The organism is Paenibacillus taichungensis (assembly GCF_050994985.1).
GTDB lineage: Bacteria > Bacillota > Bacilli > Paenibacillales > Paenibacillaceae > Paenibacillus > Paenibacillus taichungensis.
This window is the reverse complement of record NZ_CP194720.1, coordinates 5,300,164-5,319,748: the sequence shown is the minus strand read 5'-3', so window position 1 is coordinate 5,319,748 and position 19,585 is coordinate 5,300,164. Positions and strand designations below refer to the sequence as shown.

General features: G+C 46.3%; 17 protein-coding genes and 1 other annotated feature. Of the genes, 6 read left to right on the top strand and 11 right to left on the bottom strand.

Translation table 11 applies throughout. The annotated features are described in order from the left end of the window. Positions 1 to 8 precede the first annotated feature (8 nt). The 4 genes from ACR1R9_RS23865 to ACR1R9_RS23850 form a co-directional block, all read right to left on the bottom strand. Positions 9 to 1,478, bottom strand: a complete 1,470-nt coding sequence (locus ACR1R9_RS23865) for a spore germination protein (RefSeq protein WP_076292215.1) — start codon at positions 1,476 to 1,478, stop codon at positions 9 to 11. Then, the gene (locus ACR1R9_RS23860) at positions 1,459 to 2,565 is read right to left on the bottom strand and encodes a GerAB/ArcD/ProY family transporter (RefSeq protein ID WP_099858736.1); all 1,107 of its coding nucleotides are present in this window, start codon (positions 2,563 to 2,565) and stop codon (positions 1,459 to 1,461) included. Before ACR1R9_RS23860 ends, ACR1R9_RS23865 begins: the two co-directional genes overlap by 20 nt. Before the next feature lie 69 nt (positions 2,566 to 2,634). Continuing rightward, positions 2,635 to 3,627, bottom strand: coding sequence for a tryptophan--tRNA ligase (gene trpS / locus ACR1R9_RS23855; RefSeq protein ID WP_076292217.1), 993 nt, complete (start codon positions 3,625 to 3,627; stop codon positions 2,635 to 2,637). A 342-nt stretch (positions 3,628 to 3,969) separates the two neighbouring features. After that, positions 3,970 to 4,273, bottom strand: a binding site (T-box leader). Positions 4,274 to 4,300: 27 nt separating this feature from the next. After that, positions 4,301 to 5,236, bottom strand: a complete 936-nt coding sequence (locus ACR1R9_RS23850; RefSeq protein WP_076292218.1) for a DMT family transporter — start codon at positions 5,234 to 5,236, stop codon at positions 4,301 to 4,303. 177 nt (positions 5,237 to 5,413) lie between these two features. Here ACR1R9_RS23850 and ACR1R9_RS23845 point away from each other — a divergent pair, with 177 nt between their 5' ends. Continuing rightward, a complete protein-coding gene (locus ACR1R9_RS23845) occupies positions 5,414 to 6,808 on the top strand; it encodes a PLP-dependent aminotransferase family protein (protein WP_076292219.1) in 1,395 nt (464 codons plus the stop codon). 92 nt (positions 6,809 to 6,900) lie between these two features. Here the strand turns inward: ACR1R9_RS23845 and ACR1R9_RS23840 are convergent, their stop codons facing one another. After that, positions 6,901 to 8,220: a glutamate-1-semialdehyde 2,1-aminomutase gene (locus tag ACR1R9_RS23840; RefSeq protein WP_090904320.1), complete on the bottom strand. Its 1,320-nt coding sequence runs from the start codon at positions 8,218 to 8,220 to the stop codon at positions 6,901 to 6,903. Between the two features lie 80 nt (positions 8,221 to 8,300). Then, positions 8,301 to 9,344 carry an LCP family protein gene (locus ACR1R9_RS23835; protein WP_076292221.1) on the bottom strand — a complete coding sequence of 348 codons (1,044 nt, stop codon included), beginning with the start codon at positions 9,342 to 9,344 and terminating at the stop codon, positions 8,301 to 8,303. Positions 9,345 to 9,548: 204 nt separating this feature from the next. On the opposite strand from ACR1R9_RS23835, the gene ACR1R9_RS23830 reads away from it, so the two are divergent. Genes ACR1R9_RS23830 through bcp form a run of 4 tightly spaced genes read left to right on the top strand, consistent with a single transcriptional unit; the run spans position 9,549 to position 12,692 of the window. Then, positions 9,549 to 10,595, top strand: coding sequence for an ABC transporter ATP-binding protein (locus ACR1R9_RS23830; protein ID WP_063568167.1), 1,047 nt, complete (start codon positions 9,549 to 9,551; stop codon positions 10,593 to 10,595). 1 nt (position 10,596) lies between these two features. Further along, positions 10,597 to 11,391: an ABC transporter permease gene (locus tag ACR1R9_RS23825; RefSeq protein ID WP_076292222.1), complete on the top strand. Its 795-nt coding sequence runs from the start codon at positions 10,597 to 10,599 to the stop codon at positions 11,389 to 11,391. 13 nt (positions 11,392 to 11,404) lie between these two features. Beyond that, complete coding sequence (locus ACR1R9_RS23820) at positions 11,405 to 12,181, top strand: ABC transporter permease (RefSeq protein WP_433923661.1); 777 nt, start codon at positions 11,405 to 11,407, stop codon at positions 12,179 to 12,181. A gap of 46 nt (positions 12,182 to 12,227) precedes the next feature. Next, a complete protein-coding gene (gene bcp / locus ACR1R9_RS23815) occupies positions 12,228 to 12,692 on the top strand; it encodes a thioredoxin-dependent thiol peroxidase (protein WP_099858731.1) in 465 nt (154 codons plus the stop codon). 93 nt (positions 12,693 to 12,785) lie between these two features. Here bcp and ACR1R9_RS23810 read toward each other — a convergent pair whose 3' ends face one another. From ACR1R9_RS23810 to ACR1R9_RS23790, 5 genes are read right to left on the bottom strand one after another with little or no spacing between them, the layout of a single operon-like run. After that, positions 12,786 to 13,913, bottom strand: a complete 1,128-nt coding sequence (locus ACR1R9_RS23810) for a GerAB/ArcD/ProY family transporter (protein ID WP_433922506.1) — start codon at positions 13,911 to 13,913, stop codon at positions 12,786 to 12,788. A gap of 44 nt (positions 13,914 to 13,957) precedes the next feature. Beyond that, on the bottom strand, positions 13,958 to 15,064 hold the full coding sequence (locus tag ACR1R9_RS23805; RefSeq protein WP_433922507.1) for a GerAB/ArcD/ProY family transporter: 1,107 nt from the start codon (positions 15,062 to 15,064) through the stop codon (positions 13,958 to 13,960). Between the two features lie 20 nt (positions 15,065 to 15,084). After that, the gene (locus ACR1R9_RS23800; RefSeq protein WP_433922508.1) at positions 15,085 to 15,321 is read right to left on the bottom strand and encodes a hypothetical protein; all 237 of its coding nucleotides are present in this window, start codon (positions 15,319 to 15,321) and stop codon (positions 15,085 to 15,087) included. A gap of 5 nt (positions 15,322 to 15,326) precedes the next feature. Then, positions 15,327 to 16,529 (bottom strand): Ger(x)C family spore germination protein, encoded by a 1,203-nt coding sequence (locus tag ACR1R9_RS23795; RefSeq protein ID WP_433922509.1) that lies wholly within the window; start codon positions 16,527 to 16,529, stop codon positions 15,327 to 15,329. 18 nt (positions 16,530 to 16,547) lie between these two features. Further along, positions 16,548 to 18,059, bottom strand: coding sequence for a spore germination protein (locus ACR1R9_RS23790; RefSeq protein WP_433922510.1), 1,512 nt, complete (start codon positions 18,057 to 18,059; stop codon positions 16,548 to 16,550). Positions 18,060 to 18,240: 181 nt separating this feature from the next. Between ACR1R9_RS23790 and ACR1R9_RS23785 the strand changes: the two genes are divergently transcribed. Further along, entirely contained in the window at positions 18,241 to 19,554 is a 1,314-nt protein-coding gene (locus ACR1R9_RS23785) for an MFS transporter (protein WP_433922511.1), read from the top strand. The last annotated feature ends 31 nt before the right edge of the window (positions 19,555 to 19,585 follow it).

Here is a 19,585-nt window from a genome sequence, read left to right as displayed (position 1 = left end):
CCATCTTGTCACGAGCGTTTCCTCCGGCGAGTGGAATCCTGGGTATGGAGTACGGCTGGGCGTTTGGTTCGTTTCATGGAAGGGGGCATGGAGACGGCTTGGGTGAAGTCGCCGGGTATATAAGGAGAGACGGGTGACAGGTATGAGACACCATAACACTCCAAGGATACGAGGTGCACCAGCAGACCAAGCAGTCCAATCATGAAACCGAATAACCCAAGAATGGAAGAAATGACTAGCATCCCAATCCGGACTTGAGCAGTAGCCCCACTGAGCACGGTATTCACCAGAATATAACTGGAGATCACCGAGATAGCGACCGTGACTATGATTGTGGGAGAAGTAATTCCTGCTCGAATAGCTGCATCTCCAATAATAAGTCCACCTACGACGCTGACGGTTTGTCCCAAGGCACGTGGGAGTCGGCGGCCAGCTTCATTAAATAGCTCGAACATAAATATCATTAAAAATGCTTCCAGCGTTACTGGCATGGGTAGACCCATCCGCGTGCCTGAAATGGTTGCCAGCAGGGGCAAGGGGATCTGCTCCACATTGAAACTGGTCAGGCCAATATAAAAGGCAGGAAAGAAACAAGCAATCAATAATCCGGAAATGCGCAAAATTCGCTCAAAAGTAACGATGAAAAAGGGGGTACTCTCGTCTTCCGGCGATTTTAGCTGATTAAACAGAGTGGTTGGAGCGATAATGGCTACCGGTGAACCTTCAATGAGAACCACAAATCGCCCATTTAAAAGAGAGTCCACGACATAATCGGGTCGCTCCGTATTATCCGTGAGTGGGAAGATACTGCGAATTCCCCCCATAATTGCACGTTCCATAATAGAGGTACCAAGAATGCCATCGATTTCAATTTGGTCGAGATTCTTGCGTGCTTCTTTCAGAATATCCGGGTTAATGATGTCTTTGACATACAACAGACCAATAGAGGTCTGGGTACGACCACCTTTAACATATTTCTCATAACACATGGAAGAGGTTTTCATTCGTTTGCGAATGAGGCCGATATTTACGGACAGCTCTTCAGTAAATCCGTCCCGAGGTCCTTTAATTGATGACTCGATTGCTGACTCCTCAGGGTTTCTTCCTGGTATACTCGCGATATCTAGACTGCAGGACTGATCACCATTTCCGAAAATAAGCAGTAATTGTCCGCTAAAAATCAGCAGATTTAAATTCTCTGTATCTGTAAGATCTTCTATTGGATTCAAGGTTAATCCCAATTCTTTGGGGTGTGCTTCTTCTATGAACAGAGAATGCTGTTCCAGCCGTGGGATAATAAACTGGTTGATTTGTTTACCGTCCACCAAACCATCGCAATAGAGCATAATTACCGACATATCGGTTTCATCTTTGGCTGGAAAGGTCTGAATAACAACATCTGCGCAGGGATCAAACTGCTCTTCGAAAGAGGCAAGCAGTGTTTCATGGGACGTGGTGTCAATCGTTTGGTGCTCCATGATGTTTCCTCCTCTGATGGCGTGAACTGATGTATGCAACTGCTGTTGCAACTACCGCTAGTCCGCTCAGATACATGAGATTGAACGGGAATATGTACTGGACAAGCAGCTTTTCGAATGTCATATCATCCAGAGGATACAGCATGGAAAGAATAAATAAAACGCCAAGAGTGGCACAACATATGATCCTTCTGGAGGCGCTCTTAATATTCCAAATTTCTACTACAATATACATGGCCAGACTAATCCGGGTGAAAGAACCGGCGAGCCATTGGTAAATGGAAAAGAAATCAGTCTGGGCAATATATTTGCCCAAGGAGGCAATTCGCCATTCTTCAAAGGCCGGATAACGCATTTTGGCAGCTTCGAAAGGGTCGAATTCCACGATTGCCCCAATAAGTGGGCCAAGGGTTAGACCAAGAATAATTGATGCGAGCATCAGGTATTGCCATACACGTATCCGCTTGGAGAGGTGGGGCTGCAAGTACCAGATGAACAGCAACTCAAACATGCCTGAAAGGCTGTAGACTGTGCCATGAAATACGGGATGCCAGCCATGTTCAAGCACAGGCAACAGACGACTGTAATCCTTGTATTGTGTATTAACGATAGCGACATAGAAGCCAAGCAACACAACCAAAGGCAGGATCAAGCCTGCTGTAAATGCCAGAGAGCGTACTCCTTTATAGGCCGCATAGGCACAGAGAGACATCAGGGCAATGCTTGTAACCAATATTGGCGTCTCCGTCAGATAATTGGTTTTGGCCCAAGTGGTGGTATCATGCAGAGTGAAGTAGATCACGGACAGAAAAAAGAGGCTGTTTCCCACCCGAAACAGCATGCCAAGAGGCTTGCCAAGATGGGAAGTCAGCCATTCATGCAGGGTTTGGTGCTGGAGAAAACGAGAAACATACGCAAGCATTAGAGTGAATATAAGATAAGGTCCTGCAGACAACAGAACGGATATCCATGCATCCCTTTTGGCTGAAGACAAAAGGGCAGGGATGATCAGGACGTGGCTGATCAGGCCGACAGATAACATCATTAACATCATGGCTTGCAAAAAAGAAGGCTGTGTTGGTTTCATGCTGAGGGGACCTCTTTTCCCAATATACTGTTCTCAGCAGTGTTAACGTGAACAAGCCTTCTCATACCGTCAGTCGAAATAACGTATTCCCATCGCTTCACGAACCTCTAGCATTGTCTCACGTGCAGCTTGACGGGCCTGACGTGTACCTTCCACGAGGATTTCTTTCACTTCATGCCCACGGTGTTCATAGTAATTTCGCCGTTCACGGAAAGGGGAGAGCAGTTCGTTAATTGCAGTACCTGCAATCTTTTTGCAATCCTTGCAACCAATGGTGCCGTTACTACAGTTCGCATGAATCTCAGCAGCCTCATCCTTTCGAAACAGCTGGTGATAGGCAAACACCGGACAAATATCTGGATGTCCCGGATCAGAACGATGAATGCGTGCAGGGTCAGTTTTCGCCTTGGACAGCTTGGCATATACATCATCAGGATGAGCATTCAACGAGATGGCGTTGCCCATACTTTTGCTCATTTTGCCCACGCCATCCAGTCCGCCCAGCCGTTCTCCGGTCAGAATACGTGGTTCAGGCAGAACTGGGGAATATAATTCATTGAACCTCCGTACCAGTTTCCGCGCTGTTTCGATATGTGGGATCTGGTCTTCTCCCGCTGGAACAAGGGTTGCTTTGCAGAACGCAATATCCGCAGCTTGGCTGACGGGATATCCAAGAAATCCGTAATAGAGATCCTTATAACCACGGTCACGCGCCTCGTTTTTTATCGTAGGATTATGCCGAAGACTGTTCACCGTGACAAACATGGAGAAAATGACAGTTAGCTCGGCAATTTCCGGAATCATCGACTGGATGAACAGAGTGGCTTTATTGGGATCGATACCTACGGCAAGATAATCAAGTGTCACTTGATGCACGCTGTCTGCAATCAGCCCCGGTTGGTCATAGTGGGTCGTGAGCGCCTGTACATCAGCCAGTAAAATATACGTTTTGTACTCATCCTGCAATTGCACCCGACTGCGCAGGCTGCCCACGTAATGGCCGAGATGAAGCTGTCCGGTTGTTCGGTCGCCGGTTAAAATAATGTCTTTGTTCTTGTTCATGGTTTATTCTCCTTTGATGTTGTGATTTTGCGATCCATAATTGCTGACGCCACCAGCCGTCTTCCACGACCATCACCTCCTTTCAGCCTGCATCTTTCTCAGTCGAACTAAAGATTATTTACACTTGTCACTTCGATGACAGAACAACCTTCCGATCGCTGTTATCCCCTGATTTTTTGATACACTTTTACAAAGGTGAAATCTGGGGATAAAGGCGAACACTCCGCTTCTTCAGGTTATTTCTGTCCTCTCCGTTCTTGTGTAAATGTTGAGTTGTACTAATAAAGAAATTAAATCAAAAAAAGCCTCGTCCTTCATCCTGTTTCCCAGACGGGAACAGAATAGAAGGACGAAGCTTATGCTTCGCGGTGCCACCTTAATTGGCCGCTGGTTGCGGCCCACTTGAGGGATACGGATAAATATATGCGGAAAGCTCACATATGCCTTATCGATATCCTGTCCATGGATAACGGCTGAACATGCCGCCTTGCCTACTGACGATCCGCGCTCCTGAGTACAGGTGGCAGAACGGGTTCAACTCGGAACTCCGAAGCCCATTTCCACATGACCGATACACCTGCTCACACCATCCGCCGGCTCTCTGAGGTATCCTGTCCTGTGTACTTCTCTTCATCATTGTTGATAACGTCCGTTTACAATTTTTCACATTGTATCATGCTTTATCTGGATTGACCAGCCCACGTTTTCTTCCGCTCATATTGGTGCCAAGTACACCAGCGATGATCAGCAGGGCTCCAACAAAGTGGTATCCATACACTGGTTCATGCAATATCCAGGCTCCGCCAGCAATCGAAATGAGCGTGGACAAATTACTGAATACACTCATTTTGGAAGCTTCCAGATGAGTCAGGGCATAACTCGCCAGCAGCGTGGAGAACATGGTGGAGAGGACGGCCAGATAGGCCAGTGCTCCTAGGTAAGATGCATCTCCGAGTGGCTTCACATAATCCACCATGGTTCCGCTCGACGCGTGACGAATCAGGGAAGCTGCGTTGAAGACGATAAATCCAACCATCAGGGTCACCCAGGTCAATTCCATCGGTTTATATTTCTGCGCCAAGGGTCTTGCCAATACACCATAACCTGCAAAACACACTGTGGAGAGCAGCAATAAAGCAATACCTTTAAAATTGCCTGCCGACATCCCGCTTCCTTTCATCAAGAAAATAAAGATCACACCCGCCACGGACAACAGTAGAAACAGTTTTTGCAAAAGGGATGTACGTTCTTTTAGAAAGATAGAGGCCAACACAAGTGTGAAAACGGGGGCCATCGCCTGGATAATCCCTGCTTCCGATGAGTTGGACGAGACTAACCCGAATGCCTGAAAGGCAAAAAACAAAACAGGAGAGAGCAGCCCGAGCGGAATGATACGCCACAGATCACGAAGGGTTAGCTTGATCTTGATCCATCCAAAAATAACAGGAATGCTGACTACAAGTAACGACAAGGCAAAACGGTGTGCCAATACATCAATTGGATGTGCGACACTTACCGTCATTTTAACGAATAAAAAGGATAAACCAATAATGGCTGCATATAAAACAGCTGCTACATATGCATATGTTCTAGTCTGGCTATTGTTCATAGGGTTTCCTCCAATAATACGGTTTTTCTTTATTACTTCAACGGCGCATATGTTGCTGCGTACGCTGTCTGACCTTATTCAATATACTGCCAGACCAATAGTGGTACAATAGACAAAAACGTATACTGTACCGGTACACTTAAAGTAATGCTGAAGTCGGAGGAGAGGCAGAATCCAATGAGAAAGTACGAAATTATTGCTGAATCACTTAAGCAATGGATTCAGGACCAATTGCGCCAGCAGAACAGTGGACAATGGCAGGATAAAGGCATCAAACTGCCGGCTGTGCGTGTTCTGGCTGAGCAATATCAATGTAGCGTAAGTACAGCCATACGCGCGTACGAGTGGCTGGAAGAACGCCATCTGGTCTACGCGGTGCCTCAGTCCGGATATTATGCGGTACAGAATGGAGCCGAAGTGGAGGATGGGGAATGGCAGGGTCCAATGGATTTTGCCTCCGCAGCTCCTGATCCGCGAGTATTCCCTTATTCCGATTTTCGCCATTGTGTGGATCAGGCTATGGAGAAGAAACAGGCGGATTTGTTTTTGTATGGAACTGAGAGAGGCTTACCTTCATTAATTGATCTGCTGCAGAAGCAATTCGCCGATTATCAGGTGTTTGCCCGGAATGAGCAGTTCTTTATTACGTCAGGGGTGCAGCAGGCCCTTGCTGTGCTGGCGCTAATGCCTTTTCCGAATGGGAAAAAGCAGGTGATGCTGGAACTGCCGGGTTATCATAATATGCCTTCGCTTCTACAAGGTCTGAATGTACCGATTGCTGGGGTCAGACGCTCTCTGGGTGGCCTAGATTGGGACACGCTCGAACGACAGTTTCGCGAAGAAGACATCAAATTTTTTTATGTTATGCCGCGTTTTCACAACCCGATTGGGACTTCCCTGACGTCAGCTGAGAAGAAAAAATTGATCAGGTTGGCGCAGCGTTATGATGTCTATCTGGTAGAGGATGATTTCTTGGCTGATCTGGAAGAGAACACGAAGCAGGACCCGTTATGGTCATATGATACGGAAGGGCGAGTCATTTATCTGAAAAGTTACTCCAAAATCCTGTTTCCCGGCCTGCGGATTGGCGTGGCTATTTTGCCTGCAAGTCTTACTGCATCGTTTAGTAAATACAAAAAAATGCTCGACATTGACACCGCGGTACTATCCCAGGCAGCACTTGAGGTCTATATCCGTAACGGGATGTTTGCCCACCATGGCAAAGTCATCCGCAGCCGCTATGCTGCCCGGATGAACAAATTGTATCAACAACTTAACGCCTTCCCAGACTTCGGCCCATTTGCGAATGCACCGCGTACTGGAGGGGAGCATACGGTTCTGCCGCTGCCTAAGGATATGCCGCTCAGGGTCTTGCTGTCCCGGTTGGACCAACGGGGAGTCATTGCCGATACAACAGAACGATATTATCCGGAAGGCGCACAGGAAATATATCAGGATAAAATGCTGCGGTTAAATATATCCAATGTTCCAAAGCAGCGGATCAAGGAAGGGCTGCGGATTATCCGTGAGGAAATAGTGAAACTGCAAAAGGCGTCCACACAAGCGGATTAATCGCTTGTGGGACGCCTTATTTCATGTGAATGTGATTAATTTCAGTAACATGCTATGCTGCGACGTGTGAATTGTTCTTGTTAGATAACGGTCTACGCCTGAGCCATAGCTTTGAAGGAAGCTTCTGCGGCTTCGAGTGTTTCCGCAACATCCTTGTCCGTATGTGCAGTAGTCAGGAACCAGGCTTCATATTTGGAAGGAGCCAGATTAATGCCACGATTCAGCATATGACGGAAGAAGGAAGCGAACTGTTCACCGTCGGTATCCTGGGCTTGATCATAGTTCGTAATCGGGTGGTCACAGAAGTGGGTGGAAAATGCACCACGAATTCGGTTAATGGTTAATGCAATGCCATGACGATCTGCAGAAGCCTGAAGGCCTGTTGTCAGATCAATCGCAAGACGTTCCATCTCCGCATATACACCTTCGCCTTGCAGGACTTCCAGACAAGCGATACCCGCAGAGATAGACGCAGGATTACCAGCCATTGTTCCGGCTTGATAGGCAGGGCCGAGTGGAGCAACCTGCTCCATAACCTGTTTACGACCGCCGTAAGCACCGATTGGCAGACCGCCGCCGATAATTTTACCAAGTGCAGTCAGATCCGGTTCGATCTCCGCATGATTGTCCAGTCCAGCGTAAGTCTGTGTAGAGCCATAGTGGAAACGGAAGGCTGTAATGACCTCATCGTAAATGACGAGCGAGCCGTTGTCCCGAGTCATGGCACAGAGTCCTTCCAGGAAGCCAGGTTCTGGCATAACCATACCGAAGTTGCCGACAATCGGTTCAACCATGACTGCGGCGACATCATCGCCCCAACGCTCCAGAGCTGCTTTCAGGCTGTCCAGATCGTTGAAAGGTACCGTGATGACTTCGTGCGCAATGCTCGTTGGAATGCCTGCACTGTCGGGAATACCCAGCGTGGAAGGCCCCGAACCTGCTGCCACAAGGACCAAGTCAGAGTGACCGTGGTAACATCCAGCAAATTTTACAATTTTATTACGTTTGGTGTAGGCGCGGGCAACCCGGATGGTAGTCATGACTGCTTCTGTACCGGAGTTTACAAAACGAACCTTGTCCATTGAAGGAATGGCTTCTTTCAGCATTTTAGCGAGCTTGATCTCAAGTTCCGTAGGCGTACCGTACAGCACACCATTTGCTGCTGCCTCGGTAATCGCCTGGGTAATATGAGGGTGAGCATGTCCTGTAACAATCGGGCCGTAGGCCGCGAGATAATCGATATATCGGTTGTCGTCGACATCCCAGAAGTGCGCTCCTTGCGCCTTTTTCATAAAGACAGGTGCACCGCCACCCACTGCTTTGAATGAACGGGAGGGGCTGTTGACACCTCCGACAATATGTTGAAGTGCTTCTTCGTATAAAAGCTCGGAACGGGAACGTGATGGATTCATAAGATAACTTCCTTTCATATTAGATAAACAAAACACAGCGAGAGGGCAGCATATGGGCTGCCCTCTTCGTGTGCACTTCATTATTGTGCAGGTTGCTTGGAATCTTGTTCGTCACCACTTGCCGTTTTGTCTTCGGCTCCGGTAGTACTGTCTTCTTCTTGAACAGGAGGGTGAATGATATCTTGAATATATTGCTTGAGTTTTTCCTCATTGGTTACCGACAGCACTTCAGCTCCGCCTGGGGTACGTTCTTCCTTGAGCATTTTCATTGGCGGAATTTGCTCGCTACCGTTCATGCTACTCTGATATCCAAGTCCGCCCAGCTTCCACATGTCGGAGAGGGTCAGATTGGTATCTACATAAGGATTTACTTCTTCCAGAATGGAAGGTAGTTTGGCAATCGTTGTTGTTGACTGCATTTTCGCTGCTACTGCTTTCAGGAATTCGCGCTGCCGTTCGGAACGGGCATAATCCGACATGGCATCATGACGGAAACGAACGTACATGAGAGCTGTGTTGCCATCCAAATGCTGGTAGCCTTTTTTCAAATCAATATCGTACTCATTATTGTCCGCTTTACTTGTATAGTGCATGTCCTTCTCTACGTCAAAATCCACACCGCCAACGGCATCCACCAATTTGATGAATCCTTGGAAATCGGTATACACATAATACTGTACAGGGATACCCAAGAGGTCTCCGGCAGCTTTCATTGCCACGTTGGGACCATGGGTAATAGCAGTATTGATGCGTTCCTTGCCATACCCGTCAATGTTGACGTATGTGTCGCGCAGAATGGAGAATAGATTGATTTTTTTGGTGAGTGGGTCTAGCGAAACGACCATCATGCTGTCAGAACGAGGAACTTCCCCCTTCTCCAGCCCGCGGGCATCAACACCCATAACGAGAATATTTACCGTTTCGGTGCCTTCCCATTTCGGAGGATCCGGTGTACTTACTTTTTCAACATTTTCGATACCGGCAAACGGCGATTCATCGCCTTCCTTTTGCAAGCCATTCAACTGATTGAGAATAGAACCGAAATAAAATGCCGCAGCGCCTCCAACAATCAGCACGAAGGCGGCAAGAGAAATCCATATGGTTCTCTTCGTCTTTCTGGTCATGCTAGCTCTCCTTTGTATTCAAAATAAATGAAGATGAGTCCAATTTGATCTAGCCTAGGCTTTCCGTACACGACATATCTGTGAGATGCAACAGAGGACGCGGCCTCAGACTATTTTTTAAAGCTTGCTGAATTTTGACTGATACTATTATAATTTCTTTTTGGGCTACAAGCAATTTCAACAAAATCCAAGTGAGGTATAATCATGCTGGCGATTGATGTCAAAGATTTACGCAAGTCGTTTAGCGTCCAGAAAAGTCGAGGAGGACTTAAGGGCGCATTCCAGGATCTGTTTGCACGTCAATACCAGGAGGTCTTGGCTGTAAATGATATTTCATTTCAAATTCCGCAAGGCGAAATATGCGGATATATTGGGGAGAACGGTGCCGGTAAATCAACAACGATTAAGATGTTGACCGGCATTTTGGTGCCTACATCAGGGCAAATATCGGTTGGTGGATATGTTCCGTATCAGGAACGTGAGAAGTTTGTACAGAATATTGGTGTCGTTTTTGGTCAACGCAGCCAACTCTGGTGGGATATCGGTGTCATTGAGTCCTTCCATCTGTTGCGCAAGGTGTATCGAGTAGGTGAGGTCGATTTCCGCAAACGTCTAGATGAATTGGTTGAGCGGTTACAGCTTCAGGATCTGCTGAACCGTCCGGTACGCAAGCTCAGTCTTGGACAGCGTATGCGCTGTGAGCTGGTTGCTGCGCTGCTCCATAATCCGGATATTGTGTTTCTGGATGAGCCAACCATAGGTCTGGATATTGTTGTGAAGTCGGAAATCCGCGAATTCCTGAAAGACATGAATAAGGAACACGGGACAACCATTTTGCTGACAACCCACGATCTGCAGGACATCGAAGCTTTATGTTCAAGAGTTATTATGCTCGATGCGGGCAATATCATCTATGATGGCGGGTTGGATCATCTAAAATCCCAGTGGGGTAAAGAACGGGAAATCCGGTTCAAATTTGGTACGGCTCACCCCATGGAACAAATGCTGGAATGGACAGCTGCTCTTCCTGTTCGCTGGACGGTGGAGAACGAACTGTCCGCTTCGGTCTGGATTCCACTTGAACTCAACGTATCGGATGTGCTAGGACGTGTCGTTGGACAGGCAGATATTACCGATATTCAGATTATTGAGATTAACACGGATGAGATCGTGCGCAGTATTTACCAATCCGGTTCAGCCGAGCGTCCCGAGATTGTGGGAGCAAAGAATGAAGCGGTGGGTGTATCCTAACATGAATAGTGCATTTTTTGATTTTATGCGCATCCGGTTCCTGACGATGCTTGCATACCGGGTGAATTATTATTCCGGCATTTTGATATATACGCTGAATATCGGCGTGTATTACTTTACGTGGCAAGCCATTTACGGCAGTAGTGGTGAATTGGGTGGTTTTACGGCAGCTCAGATGACGACATATGTGGCTGTATCGTGGATGGCGCGTGCGTTTTATTTTAACAACCTGGACCGGGAAATAGCTGCAGACATTCGGGATGGCTCCATTGCCATTCAATTCATAAGACCGATCAACTATGTCATGGTCAAAATGATGCAGGGGCTGGGCGAAGGTATTTTCCGTTTCCTGCTGCTCATGATTCCTGGAATGCTCATTGCCATTCTGTTGTTTCCGGTTGAACTGCCTACGGCGCCGTCCGCGTGGGTTGGCTTTCTGGTTATGCTGTTCTTCAGTTTTCTCATTAACTCCCAGATTAATGTCATTACGGGACTGGCCGCATTTTTTGTGGAAAACAATGAAGGTATGATGCGCATGAAACGCGTTGTGGTTGATCTGTTTTCAGGTCTGATCATTCCAATCAGCCTCTATCCGGGCTGGATGTCTTCAGTAATGAAAGTATTGCCTTTTCAGGCCATTACGTATCTGCCCGGTTCGGTTTTCACCGGAAGAGTGGAAGGCACAGGCATCTGGAGCGTACTCGGTATTCAGGTGTTCTGGTTTGTCATACTGCTCATTCCAATGATGCTGATCTGGCGTCAGGCGCGCAAGCGTCTGTTCGTGCAAGGAGGATAACAGAGTGTACTATATGGGTCTGATCTGGGAATATTTAAAAAATTATATGAAAACACGTCTCACGTACCGCGCCGACTTTTGGGTCGAAATCCTTTCGGATTTGCTGTTCCAGGCGACCAATCTGATTTTTATCTTTGTGGTTTTCCGACATACGGATAATTTGGGCGGCTGGAGTGAGAGTGAAGTCCTTTTTGTTTATGGATATTTTATGGTGCCTTACGGCATTTTCAGTTGTTTTATCAATCTGTGGGGGTTCAGTGAACGGTATATTGTCAAAGGCGAGATGGATCGCATATTAACACGACCTGCGCATAACCTGTTCCAAATTTTACTCGAAAATGTGGACCCGCCTGCACTCGTTGGTTCGTTTATCGGTCTGATCATTATGGTCATCAGTGGTGCAGAGATGGGACTTGTGCTGGAGTGGTGGCATATTCCGGCCCTCATTATTCTTACACTTAGCTCAGTGCTAATCTATGCAGGAATCTATATCACTTTGACGTCGTTGTCTTTCTATTCGGACGCGCCTACAGGCATCCTGCCATTAATGTACAACATTCAGGGATATGGACGTTATCCCGTAACCATCTATAACCGTGCGATTCAGGTCCTGTTAACGTGGGTCATTCCATTTGCCTTCGTTGGCATTTATCCGGCAGCCCTGTTCCTGGAACGATCCGAGATGCATCGTATGGCGATGCTAACACCTGCGATGGGATTGGTGTTTGGCTCTATCGGCCTTCTGCTATGGAATTATGGCGTGAAGAAATATCGCGGAGCAGGATCATAACAGAAGTCCGTTATGAAGGGATAGACGAGATAAAGGAGGAAATGAGATGACATTAACCGAAGGCAAGCTGGCACCAGACTTTGAACTTCCGTCCAGTACGGGAGAGACGGTGAAGCTCTCGAATTATCGCGGACAGCGGGTGTTGATTTATTTTTACCCGAAGGATATGACCTCTTCCTGTACACAGCAGGCGTGCGATTTCCGTGATCGTCATGAGGAGTTTAAGGGGTTAAATACAGTTATTCTGGGGATTAGTATTGATCCGATGAAGCAACACGACAAATTCATAGCCAAATACGGCTTGCCATTCATCCTGTTATCCGACGAAGAACATAAGGTTGCCGAGCAATACGGCGTATGGCAGCTCAAAAAGATGTATGGCAAGGAATACATGGGGATGGTACGCTCCACATTTCTCATTGATGAAGAGGGTGTACTTCTGAAGTCGTGGTTGAAAGTGCGGGTTAAAGGCCATATTGAAGCAGCACTTGAGGCTGTACAGCAACTTTAGGAAGTTAACTCGTCTGTTCTCTACACATCGAAAATATGTTTACTTCATAAATAAAGGCTGTGATCGCGGTTTATACCGTGAATCACAGCCTTTTTATGTGGGCAAGCGTTCTGGAGGGGGCTGATTTTTCCGGTTCTTTCCAAAGCGAATGCGATGAACAAGTAAAAGCAGCAAAGGAATAATAAAACTGCAAGTCATGTCCCAATCCACCCATGCAGGCATGATGGTTTCGATATAAAAAATGACATTGGGGGAGATCAGGATGGCTAATGCAAACATGAGCAAGGATGAAGGGAGAATGAGTGGTTTGTATGTTTTTAACTGGAACAGCTGAGCTAGACCGATAACAAAAGCGAACATGTACAGCAGACTTTTGAAATAGGTCGCAATTAACCAGGCAGTAGCCATGAAGGCTTCAATACGCTCAAAGAAGTTACCGATATTAATTTTTTGAGACAGGGTATACGAAATAAAAATGTTATGTTGGGTTAGGAAAGGGCCCACAACCATAAGGGAAAACAATAACAGTATACACAGGAGCAGACCTCCGCAGAAAGTGGCAAGCAACAGGTCTCGTTTAAGGTGCGGCCCTGACACTACATAAGGAAGAATCATCGTAAGCACGAGCAACTCCCCGAAGGATGTAAATGCTCCACGTACAACGGTTTCAATTAAATGAACCCGGCTGATGTTAAAGATAGGCTGCAGATGTGAAACTTTTATGTTGGGCAGCAACCCCACGAACAGGAGTGCCATGAAGACAACAACAATAGGGGTCAATAGTTCACTGGTTGCTCCCATGGTTTGCAATCCTTTCATTAGGCCCCAGATCAGTGAACACATGAGCATAATCAAAATGACACGGATGGGGGTCTCGAGGTAGATTTGAGTCGTCATAAAGTCTCCAACTTCGCGGATACAAATGGCAGCGCCTATTGCAAAATAGAATAGGTAACCAATAGACAAGACCGATCCAATCCATGTACCAAGCAATTTCTTGCAAATTTCTATTAAAGATAGTTCAGGGGAGGTTTGTTGTAGTTTGTACAAAATCCAAATGATAAATAGACCGATGGGCTGACTGAGGAATGAGCATATCCATGCATCCTGTTTACCCAAGGTAGTGACCAACGATGGATAGATCAAAATCATATCCCCAACCATGACAAGAAAGGTAAGCAAGGTGAATTGCCTAATGGTAATTTTATCTTTAATTATCATGGTCTCCAGTCTCCTTACTGACATAGTAGAACTTCAGCATTTCCTTATCCCGAAGGTTTGTTTTTCCAGCGCATTTTGAACATGTGCACCAACAGTAACAGTCCCGGCAAAATAATGCTCAATGTGGTGTCCCAATCTACCCAATATGGGACGACCGTAATGACGATGAAGGTCAAATTGGGCGAAACCAGATTGGCAAGGCCGAATATAAACAATGATGCAGGCAGGATGAGTATCCGATACTGCTTGAGCTTAAATAGTTCGGCGCATCCGACGATAAATGCGTACATATACACCATCGCTTTAACATACGTGGAGATCAGCCAGGAAGAGGCCATGATGGCTTCAATACGCTCAAAGAAACCACCGATGTTTATCTTCTGAGATAAAACAAAGGAAGCATAGATGTTGTGCTGTGTAAGGAAAGCACCTAGAACAAGCAGAGAGATGGTAACCAATATAGCCAGCAACAAGTTGCCAAGTCCTGCCGCCATAAGAACATCCCGAGTTCGGTGAGCCTGTTTTAGCGTGTAGGGAATAATCATCATAATGGGGACCAGTTCACCTACGGGATATATGATACTTATGAGAATACCCTGCAGGATGGGAACAACGCCAGTATCTGTAGCAGGCTTTAAATTGCTGGGATCAATCTGAGGTAGTAGACAGAATGCAAGCACGAGAATAAACACGATAAGGATAGGCATCAGCAATTCACTGCTTCTCCCCATCGTCTCCAGACCATGATATAACCCCCAGCCAACTGTAATAACAAACATCAGAATGATGACTCGAATCGGGGTGTACTGAAAGATTTGGGAAGTTAGGAAATCTCCGACCTCTCGGGTGTGCGTAGAGGCACCTATTACAAAAAAGAATAGGTAAAATGCGGATACAAGACTGCCTGGCCAAAATCCCAGAATGCTCCGTGAAATCTGTATCAGATTTTCCTCCGGATACAGACTACACAGCTTTAAAAACATGAGCGTGAGGGCCATTCCCAACGGAACCCCGACAAGAGCGCATATCCAGGCATCTTGTTTGGCATAGGATGTGATGACCGAGGGATAGATGAGCATCATATCCCCGACCACCATCATAAAAATGAGGATGGACAATTGTCTTGTTCCGATGCGACCCTGTTCAAGCATAATGTCCCCTCCTTTTTTCCTTAAGTTCCAGTCAAGTGTGCCAGAAATTGATTTACAGGTTCATAGATCCATATGATGAGATAAAGTGGGCTTGGGATTTCCCACAGGTTGGCCGCAAAGACACTGAGAATGGTAGCCAAGAGCAGTAAGACACTGTAAACAGCTAATTCTTTCCATTCCTTGCTACGTATGAGCCCCGGCAGATCTAACCACCCAATGAGCCCTGCGGTCACAATGACACTAAGTGTAATTAACACCTGTCTCACTCCCTAATTTGATCTTTGAACGAATCATCCAGTGTACCTACACGTTTGATTTGAACATTGACATCGTAATGAACATCCAGATTTTCCAAATAACTATCCCAATCTTTCTCCACCTTTTTGAAGAACTTTGGATCAGCATGGTAGACCTCTTGCCCGAATCCGAAAATATCAACGTGAAACTTGCGCTGTACCGATTTGATGGATTTTTGCATCAGTTCTACAAGCCGTTCCTCACTGTCCTGTTCCAATTCCTTGAGTACTTTCATCGAACCGATTTTGATTCCACATTCAACGGCACCTATGGAAGATACATTTTTGATTTTAATATTGATTAAAGGGTGATCTGCTACGACTTTTGCTTTCCGTTTGGTCGTTGTACGAAGTGTTTTGAAGGTCACATATCCTTCTTTTCGGCAGGGAAGATGGCTGATGGTGGATACCACATTGTTTCGAATGTAGTTATATCCCTTGGATTCATCCTCGGTTAGCCACCCAATCAGCTTGTCTCCCTTGAATACAGACAGTCCTGTTGAGTTGAGGCTAGCAGGAGCCTTAATGGTCGCAATGTTAGCTTGACTTCCACTTTTCTCAGGTTGACCAACAACCTCCACTCCGGTAATTACAGGCTGTATTCCAGGAGCCAAAAGGTATTCCATTAACTGATCCCCAGTTACGGTTGTTGTGGGTGACCAAGTCTTGGTGGATACATCCAATGAATTGAACATCTTCTCCGCAGGTAAATTTTCAAGTGGTGTCAGCACATCTAGCACCTTGGAAGCTGTTGTATTTCGTGCAACCATGACGTAATAGTCAGGACGAACCGTAGGCTCGCGCATTAATGCTTCTGTGATATCATAAATGCCCACTTTGCGAGCATACTCTTCGCCAATGACCATCACGCGGATATGTGCCATGAATATACGACGTGGGCTAGATTCCGTTAACTTTTGAATGGCTTCAAACAAGGTAGGCGCAGAAGCCTGATACTGAGTCACAGGCGTTCCTTTACCTCCTCCTGACTTGGAGGATACTTCATTGGGAACAACCACTTGAGCACTAACCTTAATCATATCGCCATCCTTGTCTACACCAAGACCCAGCATGATGCCAAGCTCATTGAGTTCCTGTCGATCCCAGCATCCGGTAAGGAGAGGGAGCAGAACGGCAAAAGATAGAATCAATTGTAGGCATTTGTTCATACACGTTCTCCTTACCGATTATCGCTTCGTTTTTTTGTTAGCTTGTCTGGTTTCGTTCGCAGTTCCGGTAGAGAGCGGACGGGTTTTCATCCGGGTCCAAGGCACGCGGAATATGGTATCTTTGAGATCCTTCCCGATGTAAGGTGCGAACGGGGACATATAAGACACACCAAAAGATCTTAAACTGCATAGATGGGTTACTGTAATCAGTAGAACCATCAGAATTCCGTAGAAACCAAAGGCAGCAGCCAGAATCATCAGGACAAATCGCAGAATCCGCACAGAAATGGAGAGTCCATTTTCCGGAATAACATAACTGGATATCGCTGTAATGGATACGATAATAACCATGGCAGCCGATACAACGCCAGCATCTACTGCGGCCTGACCAATAACAAGGGTACCCACAATGGAAACAGCCTGACCGACCGTTTTCGGAATCCGTATGCCAGCTTCCCGCAAAATTTCATAGGTCAATTCCATTAAGATGGCTTCAATAAATGCCGGGAATGGAACGCCTTCACGCTGCGCTGCCAAACTGATAAGCAGGTTGGTAGGCAGCATCTCTTGATGAAAGGTTGTAATGGCAATATAGAAGGATGGAGCGAGCAGCGCAATAAAGAAGGCTAAGTACCGAATCATTCGAATTAATGAGCTAATATCAGCCCGTTGGTAGTAGTCTTCGGGAGACTGAAAGAAATGAACAAACAGGGCTGGGACAAGCAGTACGAATGGAGTGCCGTCTATAATGATCGCTACCCGACCTTCGAGCAGTGCAGCACATACGGTGTCTGGTCGCTCGCTGTTATAGACCGTAGGGAAGATCGTACCTGTTTTGTCTTGCACAAGCTCTTCGATATATCCGCTTTCTAGAATAGCGTCAATATCAATCTCATCAAGTCTGCGCCGCAGTTCTTGAACAACCTCTTGATCGACGATATGCTCCAGATATAACACGGCAACTCTGGTATTAGAGACTCGCCCAATCTCCCTTTCTTCAATCCAAAGATGAGGGTCTCGAATTCGTTTGCGTATTAACCCTGTATTCGTACGCAAGTTTTCATTAAAGCCCTCCATGGGACCGCGAACAACCGTCTGGGAGATCGGTTCACCGACGGCACGATCCTCCCAACCTGCTGCTGCAATTTTCAGGCCCTGATTGGAGCCTTCTAGAAGTACAACGGCAAAGCCCGCCAAAAGGGCGTCAAGAACGTCTTTTATCTCATCGATCAATATCACGTTGCTGGCTGCCAGCACGTCATTCTGAAGATAAATCAGATGCTCATTATCTGCCGAAAATTCAGGTATCTCTCGGGTTTGTAACAAGGATTCCAGGATGGAATGGTTAATAATCTGCACATCCACCATTCCATCGATGTACAACATGACAGAAGGCCATTTGTGCAGACATTGCAGTGGACGAACCATCAAGTCTTTGCTATTCCCCATCACTTTTTTGCAGTAGTCTACATTTTCCGTAAGATTCGGAGATATTCTCTGATCCTGACTGCTCTGCGCTGCTGTACTCATTCCTTCACCCCTTATTCACCCTATATTTGCAAATTAGTATGACCTGGATGAATCAGGATTATCACAAAAGCGTTATTGAATATCCCACAAAATAAAAAAAGAACATTGTCAATCCTTTTAAATTAGAATATCATCTAATTAGATTTATATCTAATTTATTTATTTGAAAAGAGGATTCGTGATGTTGTTTAGATCTTCCGTTCTGACCCTGCTACAAAAAGAATCGGAATACCGCAAGTTCTTTATCGCGGGATTAGTGAACGGCATAGGTGACCGTTTCTGTCAGGTAGCCATGCTTTCGTTAATTCTCAGCACAACAGGATCTGGACTTGCTGTAGGACTGGCCCTTGGTCTGCGTGTGCTTCCATTTCTGTTGCTTGCTCCTGCAGGCGGCTTGTTAACCATGCGTTTCTCACGGCGGAAGATTATGCTGTTTACCAATTTGATAAGGGTGCCTCTTGCTATGAGCTATTTACTCGTAGATAGTGCAGATGATTTGTGGATCCTATATACCGCGAGTACTTTACTAGCCTGTGCTGAGGCTCTCTATGCGCCGGTCCGCAAATCAGGTATTCCACTGCTTGTACAGCCGGAACATTTGCTCAAAATTAACGGACTTGAACAGGTAATGAATGGTACGGTGCTGATCGTAGGTGCCTTTCTTGGGGGAATCACCTCATCAGTCATGGGGCCGCAGGCTGCGTTTATAACTAATGCGGTGTGCTTTTTGTTGGCTGCTGTTTTGATCCGAAAAGTCTCGTTTCCATCCAGAATGGGTACGGAATCAAATGAGATATCACTTGAAAGTATGGAGAGATCAGCCACAGCAGCTTCTGGTAAATCTTCAGTGATTACTCGTACCAAAGGTGCAGATCATGTTCCTTCGGTGATATGGAGGCTGGTTCGATCCTCTGTAGCATTACAGATCATCATCCTATTCGAGTTATGGGTCCCTGTCATCAACGGGATTGATAATGTATTGATCAGTGTTTATGCAATTGAAGTATTTTCCCTTGGGGATTGGGGTGTAGGTCTGTTCTATGCGGCGCTTGGGACAGGGCTGGTATTAAGCAACTGGTACTCTCGTTATTTTCAGCATTGGCTGCTTCCGGGAGTAGTCCTGTGTCTACTTGTGGAAGGGGGATTACTTATGCTGCTTAGTGTGGTGACTCTGCCAGTGATCGCAGTGCTGATTTATATTCTGCTGGCCCTTATGTCAGGAATAGGCAATGCTTGTCTGGATACATTGCTGATGAATGAAACACCTGAGAAATACCGAGGGCTCATCTATGGCTTGGTGACGGCTTGCAGTAGTACCATGCTGGGGTTATCCATGTTTGGTGCGGGTTTGTTATTAGAAGTGGTGGAGCCACGGAAGCTTGGTTTTGCAGGCGGATTGGGTTTTGCGGCCATTGCTGTTTTGCTTACAACCTATGGATGGTTAAGGGCGCGTGAGGTTTTTAACATTAGACGTATAAGCAAAAGAAGAACATAAAAAAGGAGCCGCGATATGCAGCTCCTTGCTA

What these genes read in the sequence shown, in the direction of transcription:
- ACR1R9_RS23820 (WP_433923661.1), top strand. Translation starts at nt 11,405, where the DNA reads ATGGGTCTGATCTGGGAATATTTAAAAAATTATATGAAAACACGTCTC.
- ACR1R9_RS23825 (WP_076292222.1), top strand. Translation starts at nt 10,597, where the DNA reads ATGAATAGTGCATTTTTTGATTTTATGCGCATCCGGTTCCTGACGATG.
- ACR1R9_RS23865 (WP_076292215.1), bottom strand. Translation starts at nt 1,478, where the DNA reads ATGGAGCACCAAACGATTGACACCACGTCCCATGAAACACTGCTTGCC.
- ACR1R9_RS23840 (WP_090904320.1), bottom strand. Translation starts at nt 8,220, where the DNA reads ATGAATCCATCACGTTCCCGTTCCGAGCTTTTATACGAAGAAGCACTT.
- ACR1R9_RS23860 (WP_099858736.1), bottom strand. Translation starts at nt 2,565, where the DNA reads ATGAAACCAACACAGCCTTCTTTTTTGCAAGCCATGATGTTAATGATG.
- ACR1R9_RS23810 (WP_433922506.1), bottom strand. Translation starts at nt 13,913, where the DNA reads ATGATAATTAAAGATAAAATTACCATTAGGCAATTCACCTTGCTTACC.
- ACR1R9_RS23830 (WP_063568167.1), top strand. Translation starts at nt 9,549, where the DNA reads ATGCTGGCGATTGATGTCAAAGATTTACGCAAGTCGTTTAGCGTCCAG.
- ACR1R9_RS23850 (WP_076292218.1), bottom strand. Translation starts at nt 5,236, where the DNA reads ATGAACAATAGCCAGACTAGAACATATGCATATGTAGCAGCTGTTTTA.
- bcp (WP_099858731.1), top strand. Translation starts at nt 12,228, where the DNA reads ATGACATTAACCGAAGGCAAGCTGGCACCAGACTTTGAACTTCCGTCC.
- ACR1R9_RS23785 (WP_433922511.1), top strand. Translation starts at nt 18,241, where the DNA reads ATGTTGTTTAGATCTTCCGTTCTGACCCTGCTACAAAAAGAATCGGAA.
- ACR1R9_RS23795 (WP_433922509.1), bottom strand. Translation starts at nt 16,529, where the DNA reads ATGAACAAATGCCTACAATTGATTCTATCTTTTGCCGTTCTGCTCCCT.
- ACR1R9_RS23835 (WP_076292221.1), bottom strand. Translation starts at nt 9,344, where the DNA reads ATGACCAGAAAGACGAAGAGAACCATATGGATTTCTCTTGCCGCCTTC.
- ACR1R9_RS23805 (WP_433922507.1), bottom strand. Translation starts at nt 15,064, where the DNA reads ATGCTTGAACAGGGTCGCATCGGAACAAGACAATTGTCCATCCTCATT.
- ACR1R9_RS23845 (WP_076292219.1), top strand. Translation starts at nt 5,414, where the DNA reads ATGAGAAAGTACGAAATTATTGCTGAATCACTTAAGCAATGGATTCAG.
- ACR1R9_RS23790 (WP_433922510.1), bottom strand. Translation starts at nt 18,059, where the DNA reads ATGAGTACAGCAGCGCAGAGCAGTCAGGATCAGAGAATATCTCCGAAT.
- trpS (WP_076292217.1), bottom strand. Translation starts at nt 3,627, where the DNA reads ATGAACAAGAACAAAGACATTATTTTAACCGGCGACCGAACAACCGGA.